Source organism: Nocardia otitidiscaviarum NBRC 14405 (genome assembly GCF_000308635.1).
GTDB classification, from domain to species: Bacteria; Actinomycetota; Actinomycetes; order Mycobacteriales; family Mycobacteriaceae; genus Nocardia; species Nocardia otitidiscaviarum.
Genome location: NZ_BAGD01000269.1, coordinates 1 through 20,053 on the forward strand (window position 1 = coordinate 1; position 20,053 = coordinate 20,053).

Annotated in this window: 18 protein-coding genes; 11 read left to right on the forward strand and 7 right to left on the reverse strand. The window is 70.1% G+C overall.

Translation table 11 applies throughout. The annotated features are described in order from the left end of the window. On the reverse strand, window positions 1-2,496 hold a 2,496-nt coding region (locus tag ON31_RS34960), incomplete at its 3' end, for an ATP-binding protein (protein ID WP_157533815.1). A 233-nt stretch (window positions 2,497-2,729) separates the two neighbouring features. On the opposite strand from ON31_RS34960, the gene ON31_RS30070 reads away from it, so the two are divergent. Further along, entirely contained in the window at window positions 2,730-3,596 is an 867-nt protein-coding gene (locus ON31_RS30070; protein ID WP_039818503.1) for an alpha/beta fold hydrolase, read from the forward strand. Here ON31_RS30070 and ON31_RS30075 read toward each other — a convergent pair. Then, complete coding sequence (locus tag ON31_RS30075; protein WP_039818505.1) at window positions 3,593-4,180, reverse strand: TetR/AcrR family transcriptional regulator; 588 nt, start codon at window positions 4,178-4,180, stop codon at window positions 3,593-3,595. The genes ON31_RS30070 and ON31_RS30075 overlap by 4 nt on opposite strands. A gap of 98 nt (window positions 4,181-4,278) precedes the next feature. Between ON31_RS30075 and ilvD the strand changes: the two genes are divergently transcribed. Next, on the forward strand, window positions 4,279-6,162 hold the full coding sequence (ilvD, locus tag ON31_RS30080) for a dihydroxy-acid dehydratase (protein ID WP_051037958.1): 1,884 nt from the start codon (window positions 4,279-4,281) through the stop codon (window positions 6,160-6,162). Window positions 6,163-6,500: 338 nt separating this feature from the next. After that, on the forward strand, window positions 6,501-7,091 hold the full coding sequence (locus ON31_RS30085; RefSeq protein ID WP_147287229.1) for a hypothetical protein: 591 nt from the start codon (window positions 6,501-6,503) through the stop codon (window positions 7,089-7,091). Window positions 7,092-7,171: 80 nt separating this feature from the next. On the opposite strand, the gene ON31_RS30090 is transcribed toward ON31_RS30085, so the two are convergent. From ON31_RS30090 to ON31_RS30100, 3 genes are all read right to left on the reverse strand, one after another. Next, entirely contained in the window at window positions 7,172-9,133 is a 1,962-nt protein-coding gene (locus ON31_RS30090) for an MFS transporter (RefSeq protein ID WP_039818507.1), read from the reverse strand. Between the two features lie 181 nt (window positions 9,134-9,314). After that, the gene (locus ON31_RS30095; protein WP_039818508.1) at window positions 9,315-10,814 is read right to left on the reverse strand and encodes a hypothetical protein; all 1,500 of its coding nucleotides are present in this window, start codon (window positions 10,812-10,814) and stop codon (window positions 9,315-9,317) included. A gap of 155 nt (window positions 10,815-10,969) precedes the next feature. Beyond that, window positions 10,970-11,590 carry a LysE/ArgO family amino acid transporter gene (locus ON31_RS30100; RefSeq protein WP_244961869.1) on the reverse strand — a complete coding sequence of 207 codons (621 nt, stop codon included), beginning with the start codon at window positions 11,588-11,590 and terminating at the stop codon, window positions 10,970-10,972. 73 nt (window positions 11,591-11,663) lie between these two features. Between ON31_RS30100 and ON31_RS30105 the strand changes: the two genes are divergently transcribed. The 5 genes from ON31_RS30105 (at window position 11,664) to ON31_RS30125 (ending at window position 16,083) form a co-directional block, all read left to right on the forward strand. Further along, complete coding sequence (locus ON31_RS30105) at window positions 11,664-12,572, forward strand: LysR family transcriptional regulator ArgP (RefSeq protein WP_039818511.1); 909 nt, start codon at window positions 11,664-11,666, stop codon at window positions 12,570-12,572. 164 nt (window positions 12,573-12,736) lie between these two features. Next, window positions 12,737-13,957, forward strand: coding sequence for an AI-2E family transporter (locus tag ON31_RS30110; protein WP_081592840.1), 1,221 nt, complete (start codon window positions 12,737-12,739; stop codon window positions 13,955-13,957). A 101-nt stretch (window positions 13,958-14,058) separates the two neighbouring features. After that, window positions 14,059-15,144 (forward strand): S-(hydroxymethyl)mycothiol dehydrogenase, encoded by a 1,086-nt coding sequence (locus ON31_RS30115; RefSeq protein WP_039818513.1) that lies wholly within the window; start codon window positions 14,059-14,061, stop codon window positions 15,142-15,144. Next, window positions 15,144-15,770: an MBL fold metallo-hydrolase gene (locus tag ON31_RS30120; protein WP_039818514.1), complete on the forward strand. Its 627-nt coding sequence runs from the start codon at window positions 15,144-15,146 to the stop codon at window positions 15,768-15,770. Before ON31_RS30115 ends, ON31_RS30120 begins: the two co-directional genes overlap by 1 nt. Window positions 15,771-15,813: 43 nt before the next feature. Further along, the gene (locus tag ON31_RS30125) at window positions 15,814-16,083 is read left to right on the forward strand and encodes a helix-turn-helix domain-containing protein (RefSeq protein ID WP_039818523.1); all 270 of its coding nucleotides are present in this window, start codon (window positions 15,814-15,816) and stop codon (window positions 16,081-16,083) included. 40 nt (window positions 16,084-16,123) lie between these two features. Here ON31_RS30125 and ON31_RS30130 read toward each other — a convergent pair whose 3' ends face one another. Next, window positions 16,124-17,224, reverse strand: a complete 1,101-nt coding sequence (locus ON31_RS30130) for a glutamate--cysteine ligase 2 (RefSeq protein WP_039818525.1) — start codon at window positions 17,222-17,224, stop codon at window positions 16,124-16,126. 201 nt (window positions 17,225-17,425) lie between these two features. On the opposite strand from ON31_RS30130, the gene ON31_RS30135 reads away from it, so the two are divergent. Beyond that, window positions 17,426-17,761, forward strand: a complete 336-nt coding sequence (locus ON31_RS30135) for a TfoX/Sxy family protein (protein WP_039818515.1) — start codon at window positions 17,426-17,428, stop codon at window positions 17,759-17,761. A gap of 4 nt (window positions 17,762-17,765) precedes the next feature. Here ON31_RS30135 and ON31_RS30140 read toward each other — a convergent pair whose 3' ends face one another. Then, complete coding sequence (locus tag ON31_RS30140; protein WP_255222317.1) at window positions 17,766-18,413, reverse strand: TetR/AcrR family transcriptional regulator; 648 nt, start codon at window positions 18,411-18,413, stop codon at window positions 17,766-17,768. Window positions 18,414-18,473: 60 nt separating this feature from the next. Here ON31_RS30140 and ON31_RS30145 point away from each other — a divergent pair, with 60 nt between their 5' ends. Continuing rightward, on the forward strand, window positions 18,474-19,343 hold the full coding sequence (locus ON31_RS30145) for an alpha/beta fold hydrolase (RefSeq protein WP_039818518.1): 870 nt from the start codon (window positions 18,474-18,476) through the stop codon (window positions 19,341-19,343). A 165-nt stretch (window positions 19,344-19,508) separates the two neighbouring features. Continuing rightward, on the forward strand, window positions 19,509-20,021 hold the full coding sequence (locus ON31_RS30150) for a L,D-transpeptidase (RefSeq protein WP_051037962.1): 513 nt from the start codon (window positions 19,509-19,511) through the stop codon (window positions 20,019-20,021). Window positions 20,022-20,053: the final 32 nt, after the last annotated feature.

The window sequence follows — 20,053 nt, forward strand, 5'->3', positions numbered from 1 at the left end:
CGGCGGCGAGGGCGTAGCGGGCGGTGCGTGCCCCGCCGACCCGGCCGCCCGCGCGCACGAAGTGGTCGGCGAGTTCGGCGGGTCGCTCGTACCGCGCCGTTCGAGGTACTCCCCCGCGTCGGCGTGCCATGCGGCGCGGCGCGGTGCGCCGATCTCGTCGTACAGCACGTCGCGCACCACCGCGCGCGCGAACGACACCTCGCCGTCGGGTGTCTCGACCAGAAAACCGTCTCGCAGTCCGGCGTCCAGCGCATCGAGTACCGCCGCGTCATCGCCGACCAGCGCCGTCACGGCCTGCTGGTCGACCGACACCCCGAGCACCGCGGCCCGTCGCAGCACTGCCCGCTCCGTCTCCGGCAGCCGAGACAGCCGCTGCCGCACCACATCACGCACCCCCGCCGGTATCTCCCGCAGCGCGACCTCCCCCGCATCCGCGGCCAACCGGGCCAGCTCCCGGGTGAAGAACGGATTTCCGTTGCCGCGCCGGTGAATCCGCCGCGCCAGCCACCCGTCGACGGCCTCCCCCGCCACCGCGCGCACCAGCGCACCGGTCTCGGACTCGCTCAGCCCATCCAGCGGAATCCGCTCCGGCTCAACCCGCGCCCACCGCGCCAATCCATCCCGCAGCGCGTCCCCCACCTCGGTATCGCGGTACCCACCGATCACCAGTACCGTTCCCCCGACCCGCTCGGTCACCAGGGCGGACACCAGCTCCAGCGTCTCCTCCCCCGCCTGGTGCAGATCGTCGAAGACCAGCACCACCGGCGCCCGCCGCGCGACCGCGCGCACGAGCTCGAGCGTCCGCTCCCGCACAGCGAACCGCGCCACCGCCGGATCGGCAGCGACCACCCCACCCACCATGTCCGCCCCACCCACGACATCCGCCGCGCCAGCCACTTTCGTCCTGCCCACCACGTCCGCCCCGCCGACCACGTTCCCCCTGCCCGCCACGTCTGCGCCGCCCGCCACGTCCGCCGCGCCCGCCACGTTCGCCCTGCCCACCTCGCCCGCCGCGTCCGCCTCGCCGACCGCGTCCGCATCGCCGACCGCGTCCGCCCCGTCGGCCACGTTCGCCCTGCCAGCCTCGCCCACCTCGCCAACCGCGTTCGACCCGGCCATAGCGTCCGCCCCGCCCACCGGCGAGCCTCCTGCCGCGGCCAGCTCCGTCACGATCCGCCGCCAGGCCCAGTTCGGCGGAACCCCCCGGCCCGCCGGACTCGGTCCCCACGCCGTCGTCCAGCCACGGGCGGCCAGTGTTGCCGAGAATGCCTCGGCGAGTGCGGTTTTGCCGACTCCTTCCATGCCCGAGATCAGTACCAGCTCCGACGAACCCCGTGCGATCGCCGCTGCGGCTGTTCGCTCCAATCGCTCGAGTTCGGCTGCTCGGCCAAGGAAGAACCGCTTCGAGAAATGGTGTGCAACAGGCGTTCCGGCGGCCGTCGCCGCTTCGCCGATACCCGACGCCGATCCGGCCGAGGACATTCGCGCTGGCACATCCGACCCGGACGCGGCTGTGGCATCCACGCGGTCGGCCGATTCCGGCGACCCCTCGCCCCCGGCCGCCGATCCCAGCGACGTCCCGCCTCCGGCCGCCGATTCCGGCGAAGTCCCGCCCTCGGCGACAGCTGCCATTCCCCGAGCCGCTGCATGCGCAGCCATCGTGTTCGGCGCGCGCTCCGGCCTCCCACTCCGACGGCTGGCGGCGGCACTGCCATCCTGCGGATGCCTCGACTCCAGCGACGGGTCCTGCGCGAGCATGGCCGCCTCCAGATCGCGCAGGTCGGGGCCGGGGTCCACGCCCAGTTCGTCACGCAGGCGCTCGCGCACCGTGCGCAGGGCCGTGAGCGCGTCGGCTTGGCGGCCGCCACGGTAGAGCGCCAGGGCCAGCAGCCACCAGGCTCGTTCGCGCAGGGGGTGCTCGTGCAGGTGCGCTTCCAGTGCGGCCACCGTCGCGGTGGGGTCGCCGGAGTCGATGTGGGCGCGGGCTCGCTGCTCCACGGCCAGCAGCCGCAGGTCGTCGAGACGGTTGATTTCGGCTCGCGCCCAGGGGAATTCGGCGAACTCGGCGTAGGCGGGACCCCGCCACAGCGCCAAGGCGGCGTCGATGGTGGTGGCCGCGCCGGTGGCGTCTCCGGCGTCGAGCAGATCCCCGCCCGCCCGTACGGCCAGCTCGAAGCGCCCGGCATCCACTTGCGCGGGGTCGATGCGCAGGGCGTAGCCGGGCGGTTCGGTGACCAGCACCCGGGCGGGGCGGCGCGGCGGCCGGTCGGGTTCCAGGGCGCGTCGCAGCGCCGCGACGAAGGTCTGGATCGCGCCGACCGCCTGCTCCGGCGGATCGTCCCACAGATCGTCGATCAACCGCGCCACCGACACCACCCGCCCCCGCGCCACCAGCAGCCGCGCCAGCACGGCCCGGTGCCGCGGCCCCTTGAGCGGCAGCCGCCCACGCTCGTCCTCGGCCCACAGCGGTCCGAGCACGCCGAAGGTCAGGGCCATCGCATCGCCGATCCGGTCACGCCCATCGATGCTACGACCCCGCCCCACGCGCGCGCCCGGCCCACGCGCAGTCACCACCGAACACCCACGCACGGCCACCACCGAACACCCACGCACGGCCACCACCGAACATCCGCGCTCAGTCATCGCCGTACACCGCGCTCAGTCACCGCTGACCGACTGCTCAGTGCCGCCCCCGAGGCTGGGTGCCGTCTCCGATCGAAAGGATCTCCATGTCCCCCCGTATCCCCGGTTTCGACTATCAGCGGGTCCGTGTCGCCGACGATGTCTCGCTGCGGGTGGCCGTCGCCGGTTCCGGTTCGCCCGTGGTGCTGTTGCACGGTCTGCCGCAGACCCATCTCATGTGGCGGCATGTGGCCGCCGACCACACCGTCATCTGTCCGGATCTGCGCGGCTACGGTGACAGCGACAAACCGGTCGCCGTCGACGAGAACGTCTACTCCAAGCGCATCATGGCGGCCGATATCGTCACTGTCGCACGCTCTTTCGGTCACGACAGGTTCGCGCTGGCGGGCCACGACCGGGGTGCGCTGGTCGCCGTGCGCGCCGGACTCGACCACCCCGAAGCGGTCACCCACCTCGCCTGCCTGGACGTGCTGCCGACCCTCGACATGTGGGAGGTCATGCACGGGGTGTCCGCGGCGGTGGGGTTCCACCTGTATCTGATGGCGCAGCCGCCCGGCCTGCCCGAAGCACTCATCGGCGCGAGCCCGGACGTGTTCTTCGGCCATCTGCTCGACACCTGGCTGCAGGATCCGGCCGCCATCCCCGCCGACCTGCGCGAGGTCTACCTCGCGGCGAGCCGCGCGGCGGTGCCGTCGATCGTGGCCGACTGCCGCGCCTCGGCGACCGTCGATATCGAGCACGACCGCGCCGACCGGGCGGCCGGCACGGTTCTGCCCATGCCGACCACGGTGCTGCAACAGGATTGGGGCAGCGCCCTCGGTTTCGACGCCGCGGCGCGCTGGCGCGCCTGGGCACCGGAGCTGCGGCACGAGACGGTCGGCTGCGGGCATTTCATGGCCGAGGAAGCGCCCACCACGGTCATCGCCGCACTGCGGGAACTGGTGCGGCGTTAGGTCGCGGGACCGGTCTCGAGGCGGCGGACCAGCGACACGAGCGCTGCCCGCTGGGCGGTCGGGTCGTCGGCGTCCGTGCCGAGGATCATGCGCACGACCTGCGGTGCCGCGAACCACCAGGCCGCCAGGGCCGCGACCGCGTACAGCAGGTAACCGGGTGCGACGTCGGAGGGGAGGGCTCCGGCGCGTTGGGCGGCGGCCAGGGCCGCCACCTTCTCGGCGTAGTGGGCGGCGCGCGCGGATTCGGCGGTCGGCTGGCCGGATTGCAGTCCCTCCCAGTGCAGCAGGCGCAGGAATTGCGGGTGGGTGCGGTGGTAGTCGTAGACGTGTCCGGCGTAGTCGGCCAGTTGTCCGGCGTCGGCGGCCGACAGCGGACTGGCCGCGGCGAGCTGTTCGAGCTGATCGGTGAGCACCGCCTCGAACAGGCCCTGCTTGTCGCCGAAGTACTGGTAGATCCGTTCCTTGTTGATACCGGCGCGGGTGGCGATGGCGGCCACCCGCGCACCGGCCGGTCCGCGCTCGGCGAACTCCTGCACAGCCGCCTCCAGTAGTCGCCGCTTGGTGCCCTCGGTATCCCACGCCATGGCCCCATCCTAGTAATTCCAACCAAACGGTTGCAGTTGTGCACTCGAACGTGCCAAACTCCAACCAAACGGTTGTAAATTGCTCGGGAGGTGGCGAGATGCCGGAATTGCGATCACGTACGGTCACACACGGCCGGAATATGGCGGGCGCGCGGGCGCTCATGCGCGCCAGCGGCGTGCCGTCGGCGGATATCGGCCGCAAGCCGGTGGTCGCGGTGGCGAACAGCTTCACCGAATTCGTACCGGGCCACACCCACCTCCAGCCGGTCGGCCGGATCGTCACCGACGCCATCCGCGCGGCCGGTGGCATCGCCCGCGAGTTCAACACCATCGCGGTGGACGACGGCATCGCCATGGGCCACGGCGGCATGCTCTACTCGCTGCCCTCGCGCGACCTCATCGCCGATTCCATCGAGTACATGGTGAACGCGCACTGCGCGGACGCCCTGGTGTGCGTCTCCAATTGCGACAAGATCACTCCCGGCATGCTGATGGCCGCCCTGCGCCTGAACATCCCGACCGTGTTCGTCTCCGGCGGCCCCATGGAGGGCGGCACCGCGGTGCTGGTGGACGGCACCGTGCGCAGCCGCCTGGACCTCATCGCCACCATGGCCGAGGCGGTCTCCCCGCTGGTGTCCGACGCGGATATGGACCGCATCGAGGAGAACGCCTGCCCCACCTGCGGTTCCTGCGCCGGCATGTTCACCGCCAACTCGATGAACTGCCTGACCGAGGCGCTCGGGCTGGCCCTGCCCGGCAATGGCACCACCCTCGCCACCCACACCGCCCGCCGCGCTCTGTACGAGGCGGCGGGACGCACGATCATGGATCTGACGCGCCGCTGGTACGACGCCGGCGACGCCGGAGTGCTGCCCCGGAACCTCGCCTCCCGCAAGGCTTTCGACAATGCCATGGCCATGGATATCGCCATGGGCGGATCCACCAACACCATCCTGCACCTGCTGGCCGCCGCCCAGGAAGCCGAACTCGACTACACCCTGGCCGATATCGAGGCCATGTCACAGCGGGTGCCCTGCCTGTGCAAGGTGGCGCCGAACGGCTCCTACCTCATCGAGGATGTGCACCGCGCGGGCGGCATCCCGGCCCTGCTGGGCGAATTGGACCGGGCCGGACTGCTGCATCGGGATGTGCGCGCGGTGCACGCGCATTCGCTGCGGGAGTGGCTGGACGCTTGGGATGTGCGCGGCGACAACCCGATTCCGGAAGCGGTGGAGCTGTTCCACGCGGCTCCGGGCGGGGTGCGCTCGGCGACGGCGTGCTCCCAGTCGCGGCGCTGGCATGCACTGGATCTCGATGCGGCACAAGGCTGTATCCGCGACATCGGCCACGCCTTCACCGCGGACGGCGGCCTGGCGGTGTTGCGCGGCAATCTCTCCCCCGACGGCGCGGTGGTGAAATCGGCGGGGGTGCCCGCGGCCCTGCACACCTTCACCGGACCGGCCGTGGTGGTGGAATCGCAGGAGCAGGCCGTCGAGGCGATTCTCGCCGACCGGGTGCGGCCCGGGGATGTGCTCGTGGTGCGCTACGAGGGGCCGCGCGGTGGGCCGGGTATGCAGGAAATGTTGTATCCCACCGCGTATTTGAAGGGGCGCGGGCTCGCCGACAGCTGTGCCCTGGTCACCGACGGCCGCTTCTCCGGCGGTTCGTCGGGCCTGTCCGTCGGCCACGTCTCCCCCGAGGCGGCGGCGGGCGGCCCCATCGCCCTGGTCCGCGACGGCGACACCGTCACCATCGACATTCCCACGCGCGCAATCACTCTCCATGTCGACGCCGGCGAACTCGCCGCCCGCCGTGCCGCCCTGGTCGCCGGCCCCGGCTATCGCCCCCGCGACCGTCAGCGCCCGGTGTCGCTGGCCCTGCGCACCTACGCGCTGCTGGCCACCTCCGCGGACCGGGGTGCGGTTCGTGACGCCGCCGCGCTCGAGGCCCGGCAACCCGATCGCGCCCGGGCGACCGGATAGTCACCCCGCGACCGACCGACCAGACAATCCCCCGGCACGACCGGACACCCGCCCCGCACAACCGGATACCGCCCTTGCGGAGGCAGGGTGTTCCGCTGCCCGGCGGGCTCAGCCCCCGAACGTCCGGGTCGGGCGGCGCGCTGATCCGCGGCGACCACGATGTCGGGACGGCCGACCGCGGCCAGCCCATGCCGTGGCGCGGGCACAGCGCGCGGTGGTCGACCGACTTCGAGGAGACGCCGACAGTGTGCACATCGTCGCCCCGCCGCCCGCCGGACCTCTTCCGACCGCACGACGTCTGACCTGCGGCCCAGCCCCCGTATTTGTAGGCTGCGCATGTGTATCAGCAGGTAGCGGAACCGTTTGTGATCGATGTGGCACGCGGCACGAAAGGGCGAGCCCTGGCCGGGATGCTGGTGGCGGGCGGTTTCGGCCTGGTCGCGGTGATCAGCGCGGCCACCGGCGGGGTATCCGGCGGCCGCGCCGCCGAGGTGGCCGCCATGGCGTTCGGAGCGGTGCTGCTCCTGATCGCGGCGGTCGGCCTGCTGGGCTGGCAGATGCTCACCCGACCGCGTCAGCTGATCCTCGACCGGAACGGCATTCGCTGGCACGATCCGCAGGGCGCGCCGTGGGCGGTCGGCTGGGCCGAGCTGTCCACGATCGCGGTGTCGCGCTCGATGCGGCGTACGCACCGGCCGTTCCGGCCCATCATGGTCCGGCTCGACCTGTTTCCCGCCGACCCCGAGTTCCGGTCCCGGCACCCGGAGATGAACCACCTGTGGGAGTTCCACAAGGTCCGCGACGGCTACCGGCTGCCGTTCGGTTCGGCGGGTGAACTCGTCGCCCCGCTCGACGCGGCTTTGCGACACTACGCGGGCCCGCGCTACCTCGGTGTCCGCGACGAGGGCTTCACAGTCGGACTGTTCTGACGGCAGCACCGATGCGCTCGGGTTCGTCCGAGCGCATCGGGTATCGGCCGGTCCCCCGCGTCGCACGTCCCGCCCGCGCGCTACCGCTGTTCCATCGTCTCGAGTTCACGTCGCACCCGCTCGTCGTGTTCGGCGGCCTCCTCGGCGGCGCGCCGGGGACTCCAGTGGCCGGACATGAAGAACACGAACGGAATGAAGATCACCTGCGCCGCCAGGCAGATCCACCACCAGGTCTCCCACTGTTCGGGCGAATCCGCGCGGGCCTGCTGCACCTCGGTGCCGTGCTCGGCCAGGTAGTCCCGGTCTTCCTCGGGAATGTCGGCGACGGCCTGCAATTCGGCGCTCGCCTCGGCCAACTGCGGGCCCACCCGGCTGGCGACGGCCAGATCGGTCGGCGGCACCCGCTGTGCCGCAACCAGTCTCGCGGCGGCCTGCTCGGCGGGGATGCCGAACTCGCGGGCGATCTGCTCCACCGCGGACTGCCGCGCCGCCGTATCGTCCGGATCGACGAAAACGGCGGTGAGCGTGGCGGTGTCGACCGCCTGCAGCGTCGCCAGCTCCTGTGGGAACTCGGCATTGAGCGTGAGGGCGGTCTCGATGTCCTCGGCGTCGGCTCGGGTGAGTGCGGTCAGCGCCCGCACCTGGGCGTCCATATCGTTCGGATCGCGGCCGAGTTCGGCCATGGTATCCGCCCCGACGGTCTGAATGGTGGCGATCTCGGCGCTGTAGCGCTGCTGGATCTCCTGGAGCCGGGGTCCGTGGTTGACCAGCGTGCCCGCCGCGGTCACGACGAACAGCAACCCGAGCAGGACGAAAGTGACCACCGTGCGCAGAATGCCGCCCCACACCGCGAGTCCCACCGCCGTCGCGGCCGGATTCACCTTCTCCACCGTCTCGGTGAATCCGGCCATCCAGGTCGAGTAGGCGATGCCGGTGCCGACCGCGATGACCACCATGACCAGTGCGAAGGTGTAGTAGTCGGTGCCCGCGATATCGGTGAGCTGGATGAACATGAACAATCCGATGATGCTCACCACGGCCCCGATGAGCATGAACGGTTTGCGCACCTTCATCCGGTCGGAAATGATGCCGGTGCCCACCAGGGCCACACCGCTGGCGATCCAGTACCAGTTGCCGAGGGCGTTGGCCCGCGCCGGGGTGAACCCGAAGTTCGTGGCCATGTACACCGGCAGGAACGAGATGATGGTGTAGAAGAACGCCAGGAACAGTGCGATGGCCAGGGCCGAACCGAGGATGTCGAAGCGCATCATCTGCTTCCACTGATTGCGTTCCAGCCGTTGCACATCGAGCCCGCGGGCCCGTGCCTCGACCAGTGCCCGATCCCGCAGGCTCACCATGATCTGGTCGCGCAGCGCCGGACTGAGTTCCCGCAGCCAGATGAGCGCCACCACCGCGACGACCAGACTGATCACGCCGCACAGCCGGTAGTGGTACTGCCAGTCCGGATGGGCGTCCAGGGTGCGGGAGGAGATCTGGGTGGTCACCAGCGCGCCCAGTACCGGCCCGAGCGTCCAGAATCCCATGGCGGAGGCGCGATCCAACTGCGGGGAGAAGTCGCGCACCAGCGCGGGCGTCGCCACCAGGACCGCGCCCTCGACAATGCTGATCAGCGTGTAGACCACCAAAAAGGATTCCCTGGTGGTGGTCGCGGGTACGGCGAACAGGGTGAGCAGGGTGCAGATGATCGCGCCCCAGGCGACGATGTTCGCCCGGCCCCAGCGATCGATCACACCGGCCACCACCGAGGCCACCGCGCCGAAAGCCGCTCCGATGATGAAGATTCCGATGAAGTAGCGGAAGGTCAGGTCGAAATAGGCGATGAGTTCGTTGCCCACCGCACCGGCCACGAACAGCTGGTAGTACAGCACCACCGAGGTGACGACCACGACGCCCAGATACCAGTATCGGGGTCCGGTATCGGGATAGTGCGGTAGCTTCCGCCGCCACAGCCCCGTGACCAGGGTCGGAGCCGGCTCCGTGACGGGCGGCGACGGGGGGACGGCGGTGGGGGTGGTGCTCATGATCCGTATCCCTTTCTGGCCACGGCGATCCGTGGTGTGAAACAGGGTACGACCAGAACGTGTTGCACATCACATTTCCGTCGAATGAAGACCAACCGGTGACGGCCCACCGGCCCGACGACCAGCCCCGCGACCCCACGACCGCGGCGTTCGAGCGCTGAACGCCCGATCACCTACGAACTCAGCGGTCGCGGCGGAAGTACAGGATGTGGTCGCCGTAATCGGTGAGCGGTCCGGCCTCGGCGGCTTGGCGGATGCCACTGGCGGGCAGCCGGGTGAGCTTGGCGAACATCGGGGTGTTGCCGAAGGCCGCGCGCACCTGGGTCTCGGAGGCGTAGTCCGCGCCGTATTCGGCCAGGGCGGCGAAATCCAAGGGGGCCAAGGGAGTATCGAGGGTCGCCGGACCGGCCGGGCGACCGAGGGCGGCATACTGCGTGGCCGCGCCGTCGTCGTACCAGCACAGCTCGTAGGCGAGATTCTCGGTGGTGGTCACGCTCACCACGGGCCAGTGCTTGGACAGCCGCAGCGCCAGTGGGTGCCGTCCGACCGGCGCGACCTCCCATTTCAGGCTCTTGACCGAAATCCAGTGCTCGGAGCTGCGTTCCAGGAGCACCACATCGTCGCCGAGGGTCTGCTCCGGATTCGATCGCGGCTCGGGAATACTCCAGTGCTGCTGGCTGACGCCGAGGAAGGCGGTGGAGTCGACGACGTGGGCGCCGTCGGCGGTGTAGGCGGCCAGCACCGCGGCCCGCACCTGCTCGAGCGCGTCGCCGTCGGAACAGCGTACGCTCAGCGCGCCGAAGGAGTCGGCGATCTCCACCGGCTTCGACGGCAGGTCCGGAAGCGCCCCGGGGGCAAGGGGTTTCAGCCCCACCAGGGCCAGTTTCCAGTTGATCTCCTCGATGGTGGCGAGGTCGCCGGAGGTCTGGTAGAGGATCTGCTGCTGGGTGAGGTAGCCCGCGCGATCCAGGGTGAGCGCGTCCAGTTTGGTCAGCGCAGTGACGGTCTTGCTGGTGAAACCGATTTCCTCGATCCGCATCTCGCGCAGTCGGGTGGTCATGGCCGGGGAGGTCACCGCGGTGTAGAGCTCGCGGTACATGGCCAGCGCCGGTTTGCGCTGGCGTCCGACCATGTAGGTGCGCAGCACCATATCCAGACTGGCGAGATACCGACCGGCCTGCTCGGAATCCTGGGCGAACAGCGCCGCCCGAATCCGCACCGCGTCGGATCCGGCGGCCACGGCGGCGTCCGGATCGAGCCGACACAGCCACACACCGCATTTGGACAGCGAGTCCGCACAGGCCGCGGCGGCGTTCGGATAGGTCTGCGCCACATAGCGATACGCATTGCAGGCGTCACGAATGGTGTGCGTGGCCAACTGCCGGTGCCCGATGGTGCGCGCGGCCTGTTCGAACAGCCGCAGCGCGTCCTGCACCTTGCCCGCGAAACGCGCGTCGACGCGTCCGGCGGTGAGCCAGCGCAGCCGGATGTGCACCGCCTCCTGCGCCGGTTCCAGCGCACCGGGCGATCGGTCCCGCACCGAGTCGTCGTTCTTCGTGGCCAGCAGCGCCGTGGCGAGTTCGTACAGCGAGTCCGCCAGTCGCAGTTCGGCTTCCGCCGATCGGTCCGCGGCTTCCCGCCGATCCGCTGCCACCCGACGCTCGATGGCGCTCAGATCCATCGCGATCCCAACTCCCGCATCACCTCCGCGTCCGGTCGACCCGCGACCGGGCGCGCATCTGTCGCCCGAGTCTGCCACAGGTCGCGCCCACACCGCGCCGGACCGCGGCAATCACCCGTTCCGACCAGCATCGCGCCAGCGACCGGGCCGGGCGGCTAACTCAGCAGCAGCCCCACCGCCAGTCCCGCCATCACCAGGGCGATCACCGAATCCAGTACCCGCCAGGCGGTTTTGCGGGCGAACAGCGGGGCCAGATACCGCGCGCCGAAGCCCAGTGCGAAGAACCACAGCAGGCTGCCCAGCATCGCCCCCGCGGCAAGGAACCAGCGATCGGGTGTGGCGAAATGACTCGCGTAGGAGCCGAGCAGCACCACGGTGTCGAGATAGGCGTGCGGATTGAGCCAGGTGACGGCGAGGCAGGTGGCCACCGCCGCGCCGAGCGCCATGGAATTGCCGGTGGCGTCGCCGACCAGCGAGCCGCCGCTCAGGGCGCGCCGCGCGGCGAGCGTCGCATAGCCGAGCAGGAAGATCGCCCCCGCGTAGCGCAGTACGGTCAGCACCCCGGGCGCGGACTGCACCAGCGCGCCCACCCCGCCGACTCCCGCGGCGATCAGCGCGATATCCGAGAGCGCCGCCACCGACACCACCACGAGCACATGCTCCCGGCGAATGCCCTGTCGGAGGATGAACGCGTTCTGCGCGCCGATCGCCACGATGAGCGACAGCCCGAAACCGAGACCCGAGAGTGCGGCCACCGCCGCCGATGAAGCGTTCACATTCCACGACGGTAGCCAGCCAGCAATCATCAGACCAGCTAAGTATTCTTGCGTATCATTAAAATCTCTAATCATGGATCTGCAACTGGACCAGCTGCGCGCACTCGACGCGGCCGTCACCGAGGGCACCTTCGAGGCCGCCGCCCGCCGCCTGCACGTCACCCCGTCGGCGGTGAGCCAGCGCATCAAGGCGCTGGAGGACGCGGCCGGGCGCATCCTGCTCCGGCGCACGAAACCGGTGCAGCCCACCGAATCCGGACTCGCCATGCTGCGCCTGGCCCGCCAGATCGAACTGCTCGCCGGTGACACCGCGCGCGAACTCGGCGACGCGGCCCGCGAACCCGGTGACGGCGCGCATCCCGCGCCGCCGCCCATCCGGATTCCCATCGCGGTCAACGCCGATTCCCTGCAGACCTGGGTGATGCCCGCCCTGGGCCGCGTGCGGGCGGGCGTCTACCTCGAGGTCCATCGCGAGGACGAGGAGCACACCACCCGGCTGCTGCGCGACGGCACCGTGATGGCCGCCGTCACCGCCACCGCCACCCCGGTGCAGGGCTGTATCGCACAACCCCTCGGAGCCATGCGGTACCGGCCGGTGGCGAGCCCGGATTTCGTGGCGACCTGGTTCGCCGACGGCCCCACCGCCAAGGCGTTCGCGGCGGCCCCGGTGGTGCAGTTCGACCGCAAGGACGATCTGCAGTACAAGCTCATCCGCCGCCACAGCCGCAAACCGCTGGACCCGCCCTGCCACTACATTCCGTCCTCGACGGGTTTCGGTGCGGCCATCCGCCTGGGCCTGGGCTGGGGCATGATGCCCGATATCCAGGCCGCCGACGATCTGGCGGCGGGCCGCCTGATCGCCTTCGACCCGCGCGGCGTGATCGACGTACCGCTGTACTGGCAGCAGTGGCGGCTCGACTCCCCCACACTGCGCGCCATCGCCGACAGCATTGCCGAGGCCGCCGCCGTCGCCCTGCGATGAGCCCGGACGCCGGTGCGTGAGGTGCGCCGCACCGACGGAATCCGCCTCCGCGCCACCGCCGATTCCGACCGGTCTCGTGCCAAACTCGACGGCATGTGCGAGCGATCAGAAGACACCGCCGAGCCCTCGCTCGTGACGCTGCCGTGCGCCAGCGAGGGGGAGGCATGAGCAACCGGAGTGAGCGCGCGGACGATACGGCCGAGCGCGCGGCCGATACCGCCGAGCTTCGCGAGGACACCGCGGGGTCCGCCACCGACAGGCAACCGAAGCCCTCGGTCGCGGTCCCGGATCGCGGCGAGGTGATCGGCCGGGGTCTGCTGTGGCTGGCCAAGTGGTCGCTGTGCATCGTCGCCATCGCCGCCGGTGCGTGGGTGCTGGGTTGGATCACCGCCAAGATGTGGGTGGCCGTGCTGCCGATGGCGCTGGCGGTGGTGATCGCCACCGTGCTGTGGCCGCCGACGCGCTGGCTGACCCGGCGCGGCTTGCCCCCCGCCGCGGCCGCCTCGCTCACGGTGTTCGGACTGCTCGGTGTGCTGGCGGGCATCATCGCGCTCCTCGTGCCGTCGGTGGCCGACCAGGCCCCGGCGCTGGCCGATCAGGCCACCGAGGGCGTCAATCGGGTGCGCGACTGGCTACGCGGCCCGCCGCTGAATATCCAAGAGGAGCAGATGAATTCGGCCGTGGACGCGATCGTGTCCCGGTTGCAGTCCAGCGCCGAGCGCATCGCCACCGGCGTTTTCACCGGCGTCAGCACGGCCACCTCCGCCATCGTCACCCTGTTCCTGACGCTCGTCCTGGCGTTCTTCTTCGTCAAGGACGGCCCCCGGTTGATGCCGTGGCTGCACGGTCTCACCGGCAGCCGCAGCGGTCGCCACATCGAGGAGGTGCTGACCCGGATCTGGGACACCCTGGGGGGATTCATCCGCACCCAGGCGTTGGTCAGCCTGATCGACGCGGTGCTCATCGGCGCCGGTCTGGTGATCCTCGGCATCCCGCTGGCCCTCGTGCTGACCGTGCTCACCTTCCTGGGCGGCTTCATCCCGATCGTGGGCGCGTTCGTGGCGGGTGCGCTGGCGGTGCTGGTCGCCCTGGTCGCCAAGGGGGTTCCCACCGCGCTCATCGTGCTGGCCATCATCATCGTGGTGCAGCAGCTGGAAGGCAATGTGCTGCAACCGGTGCTGCAGAGCCGCACCATGCGGATGCACGCCGTGGTGGTGCTGCTGGCGATCACCGCGGGCGGTTCGCTGTGGGGCATCATCGGGGCCTTCTTGGCGGTGCCGGTGGCCGCGATCGTCACGGTGGTAATGCGCTACATCGGTGAACAGATCGACGCCGCCACCGCGCCTCCGCCGGTGCCCGAGGAGGAAACTACCGACCAGGCATGACAATTCGTGCCAGGCGGCCGGATCGGCGGTCAGGCCACCGCAGGGACTCATGCGAATATGCGAAGGTGTGAGTCGTATCAGGTGATAGGAAGGGAAACTCCGTGGCACAGACGGTGCGCGGCGTGATCGCACGCTCGAAGAACGCTCCCGTGGAAGTGACCGAGATCATCGTGCCGGACCCCGGCCCGGGCGAAGCCGTGGTCCGGGTGCAGGCATGCGGGGTGTGCCACACCGATCTGCACTACCGCGAGGGCGGTATCAACGACGAATTCCCCTTCCTGCTCGGTCACGAGGCCGCGGGCGTGGTGGAATCCGTGGGCGCGGGCGTCACCGACGTGGGACCCGGCGATTTCGTCATCCTCAACTGGCGCGCGGTGTGCGGCACCTGCCGCGCCTGCCGCAAGGGCAAACCGTGGTACTGCTTCTCCACCTTCAATGCCGACCGACCCATGACGCTCACCGACGGCACCCCGCTCACCCCTGCCCTGGGCATCGGCGCGTTCGCGGAGAAGACGCTGGTACACAGCGGCCAGTGCACCAAGGTGGACCCGACGGCGTCCCCGGCCGCGGCCGGACTGCTCGGCTGCGGTGTGATGGCCGGGCTCGGCGCGGCGGTGAACACCGGCGCGGTGGGCCGCGGCGACAGCGTGGCCGTCATCGGCTGCGGCGGCGTGGGCAACGCGGCCGTCGCGGGGGCGCGGCTGGCCGGGGCCACCACCGTCATCGCGGTCGATATCGACGAGCGGAAGCTGAAGTGGGCCACCGGTTTCGGCGCGACCCACACGGTGGACGCGGCCGCCGAGGACGCGGTGGAACGGATTCGGGAGTTGACCGACGGATTCGGCGCGGATGTGGTGATCGACGCGGTGGGCCGCCCCGAGACCTGGAAGCAGGCGTTCTACGCCCGCGACCTGGCGGGCACCGTGGTACTGGTCGGCGTACCCACCCCGGATATGACACTGGAGATGCCGCTCATCGACTTCTTCTCCCGCGGTGGCTCATTGAAGTCGTCCTGGTACGGCGACTGCCTGCCCTCGCGTGATTTCCCGTACCTGATCGAGCTGTACAAGCAGGGGCGCTTCGATCTGGACGCCTTCGTCTCGGAGACGATCTCCCTCGACGACGTGGAGGCGGCGTTCACCAGAATGCACCGCGGCGAGGTACTGCGCTCGGTGGTGATGCTGTAGTGGCCCGTATCGACCACACCGTCACCTCGGGCACCTTCAGCCTGGACGGGCAGACCTTCGATGTCGACAACAATGTCTGGGTCGTCGGCGACGACCACGAGTGCGTCGTCATCGACGCGCCGCACGATGGGGCGGCCATCCTGGCACTGGTCGGCGATCGCCGCGTGACGGCCATCCTGGCCACGCACGCCCACGACGACCACATTCGGGTCGCGCCCGAATTGGCCCGGGAGACAGGCGCTCCCATCCTGCTGCACCCCGACGACCTGGTGCTGTGGCGGCTCACCCACACCGACCGGATGCCCGACGGCGAACTCGTCGACGGCGCCGTGATCGAGGTGGCGGGGACCGCGCTGCGGGTGTTGCACACCCCGGGTCACGCTCCGGGCGCGTGCTGCTTCCACGCTCCCGACCTCGGCGTGGTCTTCACCGGCGATACGCTGTTCCGCGGCGGTCCCGGGGCCACCGGCCGCTCCTACTCGGACTTCTCCACCATCGTCACCTCCATCGCGGACCGGCTGCTCATCCTGCCGGACGACACCGTGGTGCACACCGGACACGGAGAATCCACCACCATCGGGGACGAAGCGCCGCACCTGCGTGACTGGTTGCGCCGCGGACAGTGAAATCGCCTGTGCGCGATCTCATATCAGAGATACCGTGGATGATATGACCGAAGGCATCGAGCTACTCGGATCCGGGCAGACGGCGCTGCGGCGCATGACCGACGACCGCCGCCGACTACTCACCGATCTGGTAGCGGCGCGGCGGGCGGCGCGCCTGTCGCAGACCGAGATCGCCGCCCGCATGCACACCTCGCAATCCGCGGTGGCGCGCCTGGAGGCCGGGCAGGTGGATGTGCGCATCTCCACCCTGGAGCGCTACGCGGCCGCCATCGGCAGCCGCATCACCTGGGAACTCGACCCCGGGGTGGGGTGACCGCGGCACGGTGGAATCCGCTGCCGCGCGGTAATTCTCGTCAGCGGCAGGTGTACAGGGTGGCCTCGGCCAGTACGTCCAGCACATCACCGAGGTCGCCGCGCACGCGCAGGGCCGCGCGCTGACGACGCGCACCGTTGCCCCGATCCAGCAGGGCGGCAACGGTTTCGTCGACGAAGGCGCGGTCGCCGAGTTCGTCCAACGCGGGCGCGAGGTGATCGACGAAGCCGCGCAACAGTTCCCGCATCGGAAGCGGCTGGCCGCGCACCGGATCGATGCCGTCACCGTCCAGGCCCGAGCGGGCCGCCCGCCAGTAGGCCGCGCGCAGCACGTCGTCGGGGACGGCGGGCGCACACCGCCCGGCCTCGATGTGGCGGTGGGCCGTCATGACGGCGGCGCGAATCAGGGTCGCCAGCAGGGCGGTCTCCTCGACGGTGGCCGGCACATCGCTGACTCGGATCTCGACGGTGGGAAAGCGGGCCGAGGGCCGGATGTCCCAGTAGACCATCTTGCGGTCCAGGATCACGCCGAGCGACAGCATCCTCGCCACGGCGGCGTCGTAGTCGGCGGCCGAGGCGAAACGCGGTGGCGCACCCGCGCTGGGCCAGCGCCGCCACAGCACGCTGCGCCAACTGGCGTATTCGGTGTCGAGGCCGTGATAGACCGACGAGTTGGCGGTGAGCGCCAGCAGCAGCGGCAGCCAGGGCCGCAGGTAGTCGCTCACCCGCAGGGCCGCCTCCCGGTCCGGGACCGCCACGTGCACATGGCAGCCGCACAGTCCCTGCTCGTGGGCGAGCAGGCCGAAATTCGCGGCGATGCGCCGGTACCGCGGCGTGGCGGTGACCGGCTCGTCCGGCGGCACGGTCGGCGGTACCGCCACCGCGAGCAGCAGCGCGTCGTTCTTCTCCGCGCACGCCGACACCCCGCGCCGCAGCTCGCGCAGCTCCTTCAGCAGCTCCGGGGTGGTCGAGTGCACGCGGGTGTTGATCTCCACCTGGCAGCGGGTGAGCTCCAGTTGCAGATCGATGCCGAGATCCGCGGCGGTCCGGGCGACGTCGGCGTTCCTGCCGACAGGTATGCCCGTGCGCGGATCCACCAGCAGCAATTCCTCTTCGACACCTACCGTCGGCGGGGTTTTCACAATGACCGAGTACCCCCTGATCGCGTCCTGTGACACCGACGCCGCAGGACTCGGACCCGATTCAGCATGACGGGTGGCATCCACCGGCCACAAGGTGCGACCGGTCGGCACCGACGCCTTCGACCGCCGAGCAAACCCGAGCCCCGCACCCCGTGCGCGGCGGCCGCACGTATCTGTCGGTGCCTCGGTCCACAATGCGGTATGGCGTATGACGAGGTACTCGCGGAACGGATACGGGACGCCCTCGGCCCCGTACTACCGGATGTGACCGAACGGAAGATGTTCGGCGGTCTCGGTTTCATGGTCAGCGGAAATATGGCGGTCGCCGCCAGCGGTCAGGGCGGACTGCTGGCGCGGGTGGACCCCGCCGAGACCCCGGAGCTGCTGTGCCGCGACTTCGTCGCGACCATGGTGATGGGCGGACGCGAGATGCGGAACTGGCTCCGCGTCGACGCCGCCGCACTGGAAGACGATGCGGCACTGGAGGAATGGGTGGGCCGCTCGGTAGCCTACGCACGCACCCTGCCGCCCAAGTAGTGTCTCAGTCCGCGGGGCCGAAAAACCGATCCAACAACCGGTCGAGGAGGACCACCGCTTCGTCGCGATTCGGGTAGCCCCCGGCCAGCCCCTGGCTGAGGCCGCCGACGGCCATGACGATCACCGCCGCGTCGACCTCCGGGTCGACGGGCAGATCGGGGTCGAGCCGAAGTGCGCGCTCCAGTTGGGCGGCGACCAGGTCGACCAGGAACTTCGGCGCGCCCACGAGATCACCCAGGGCGATGTCCCGACCCGACATCATGGCCTGGTTGAACGCCCCGAGCACCACGGTGTCCGCGCGCCGCCGCTCGTCCATCGGCAGCAGCGACAGCAGGATCGCTCGGGTCGCCGCACGCGGTGAGGCTCCCTCCGCCAGCTGTTCCAGCGCCGCCGCGAACCGCTTCCCGCCGTCCTCGACCACCGCCCGGTGGGTGGCGAGCAGGAACTCCCTCTTGGTGCCGAAGTAGTACTGCACCAGGCGCACCGAGATCCCGGCCTCGGCCGCCACCGATTGGAAGGTCGCGGCCTCCAACCCGCGTCCGGCGATCACCCGACGCACGGCGTCGGTGATCTCCCGCCGCCGCTGCTCATGGTCGACCAACCGAGGCATATCCGCTACCACCCCTTCTCGCGCGAGCCGGAAAGACTTCATGGTACGCCCATATCATTTTTATGGTACGTTCATATCATCAAAGTTGATGAAGGGGTGGCGATGGCCAAGATCGGACGATTCAAGAACGACCGGGCACGCGCGGCGTACCTGGCGGTGTACGACGAGATGGCGGCGCGGTCACCGATCCCGTTCGACGAACAGCGGGTCGAGACCTCCTTCGGGACGACCCATATCAGCCGATTCGGTTCCGGGGACGCCACCCCGCTGGTCCTGCTGCACCCCGTCGGCGGCAACGGTGCGGGCTGGGCCCCGGTCATCGAGGGGTTGAGCGCGGACCGGGTCGTCTACGCCCCGGACACCATCGGCACCCCGGGCAAGAGCGTGCAGACCGCGCCCATCACCGCGGCGGCCGATTTCGGCACCTGGCTCGACGAGACGCTGGCCGGGCTCGGCGTGGACCGGGCGCATCTGCTCGGCTACTCCGACGGCGGCTGGCAGGCGGCCGTGGCGGGCTTGCACAATGCCAAGCGGCTGGCCAGCGTCACCCTGGTGGAGACCGGCGGCGTGCTGAAAATCCGCTGGAGCGTGCTGCTGCGGATCATGCGCTTCGCCGTCGCGCCGACGGAGCGGAACATGCGGCGGCTGAACCGGTGGCTGATGCCCGGAGTGGAGGTCTCCGAGCTGGATGTGCGCGCGGCGCGGGCGTCGGTCGGCTATCGACGGCAGCTGCCCTGGGGGACGGTGCTCACCGACGCCGAACTCGGATCGTTCACCATCCCCTCGCTCTGGGTGTTCGGAAGCGAGTCGGTGCTCGTCCGCCCGGCCGCGGCCGCCGCCCGCCGCGTGCGTGATCGGGTGCCCGCCGCCGAGGTCGAGGTGTTCGACGGCCTGGGCCACGGGCTGTTCTTCGCCAATGCCGACATCGTGGTGCCACGCATCGTGGACTTCCTGCGGCGACACGACGGCTAGTGCGCCGAATTCGACCGTCACCGCGTGTTTTCCCCGCATATCCGGGGGCGCTCAGGCAAGAATGACCCCTACACCTCCAGGTGGTAATGCTCGACGAGATGGTCCCATCACCCCGACCGGCGTCACTCGGGGCGATGGGGCACGGGTAGAGAGGTCACGGACTTCATGAGCAGTAACCGCAGTATCGGTCAGGCCACGCGATGCGCCGTCTATCTCGGCATCGCTTCCGCCGGACTCGCCCTGGCGGCGCCCGCGCAGGCGGAGCCGCTGTGGCCCGGTGGGCCCGACGTCCCGGGCGTCCCCGCGATCGTGCCGCCGGCGGAGATCACCGCCCCGTGCACGATTCCCGAGGCGCGCGCCTGCGTTCGGCTCTCCACGAACGAGGCATGGTTGATCGACAATCGCAAGGTGACCTTCGGCCCGACCCCGATCTCCCACGGTATGGCGGGTTACCGGACGCCGCCGGGCGCCACGCGCGTCTTCATCAAGAAGGAGTTCCACTGGAGCACAATGCATCACGCTCCCATGCACTACGCGATCTTCTACAACGGCGATATCGCCTTCCACGTGGGTCCGATCGAGCGGGAGTCGCACGGCTGCATCCGCATGACCTGGGATGGGGCGCGCGCGTTCTACGACTACCTGAATATCGGGGATCTGGTCGAGGTGGTGCCGTAACCGGCAACACCGGGTACACACCGGGGCGGGTT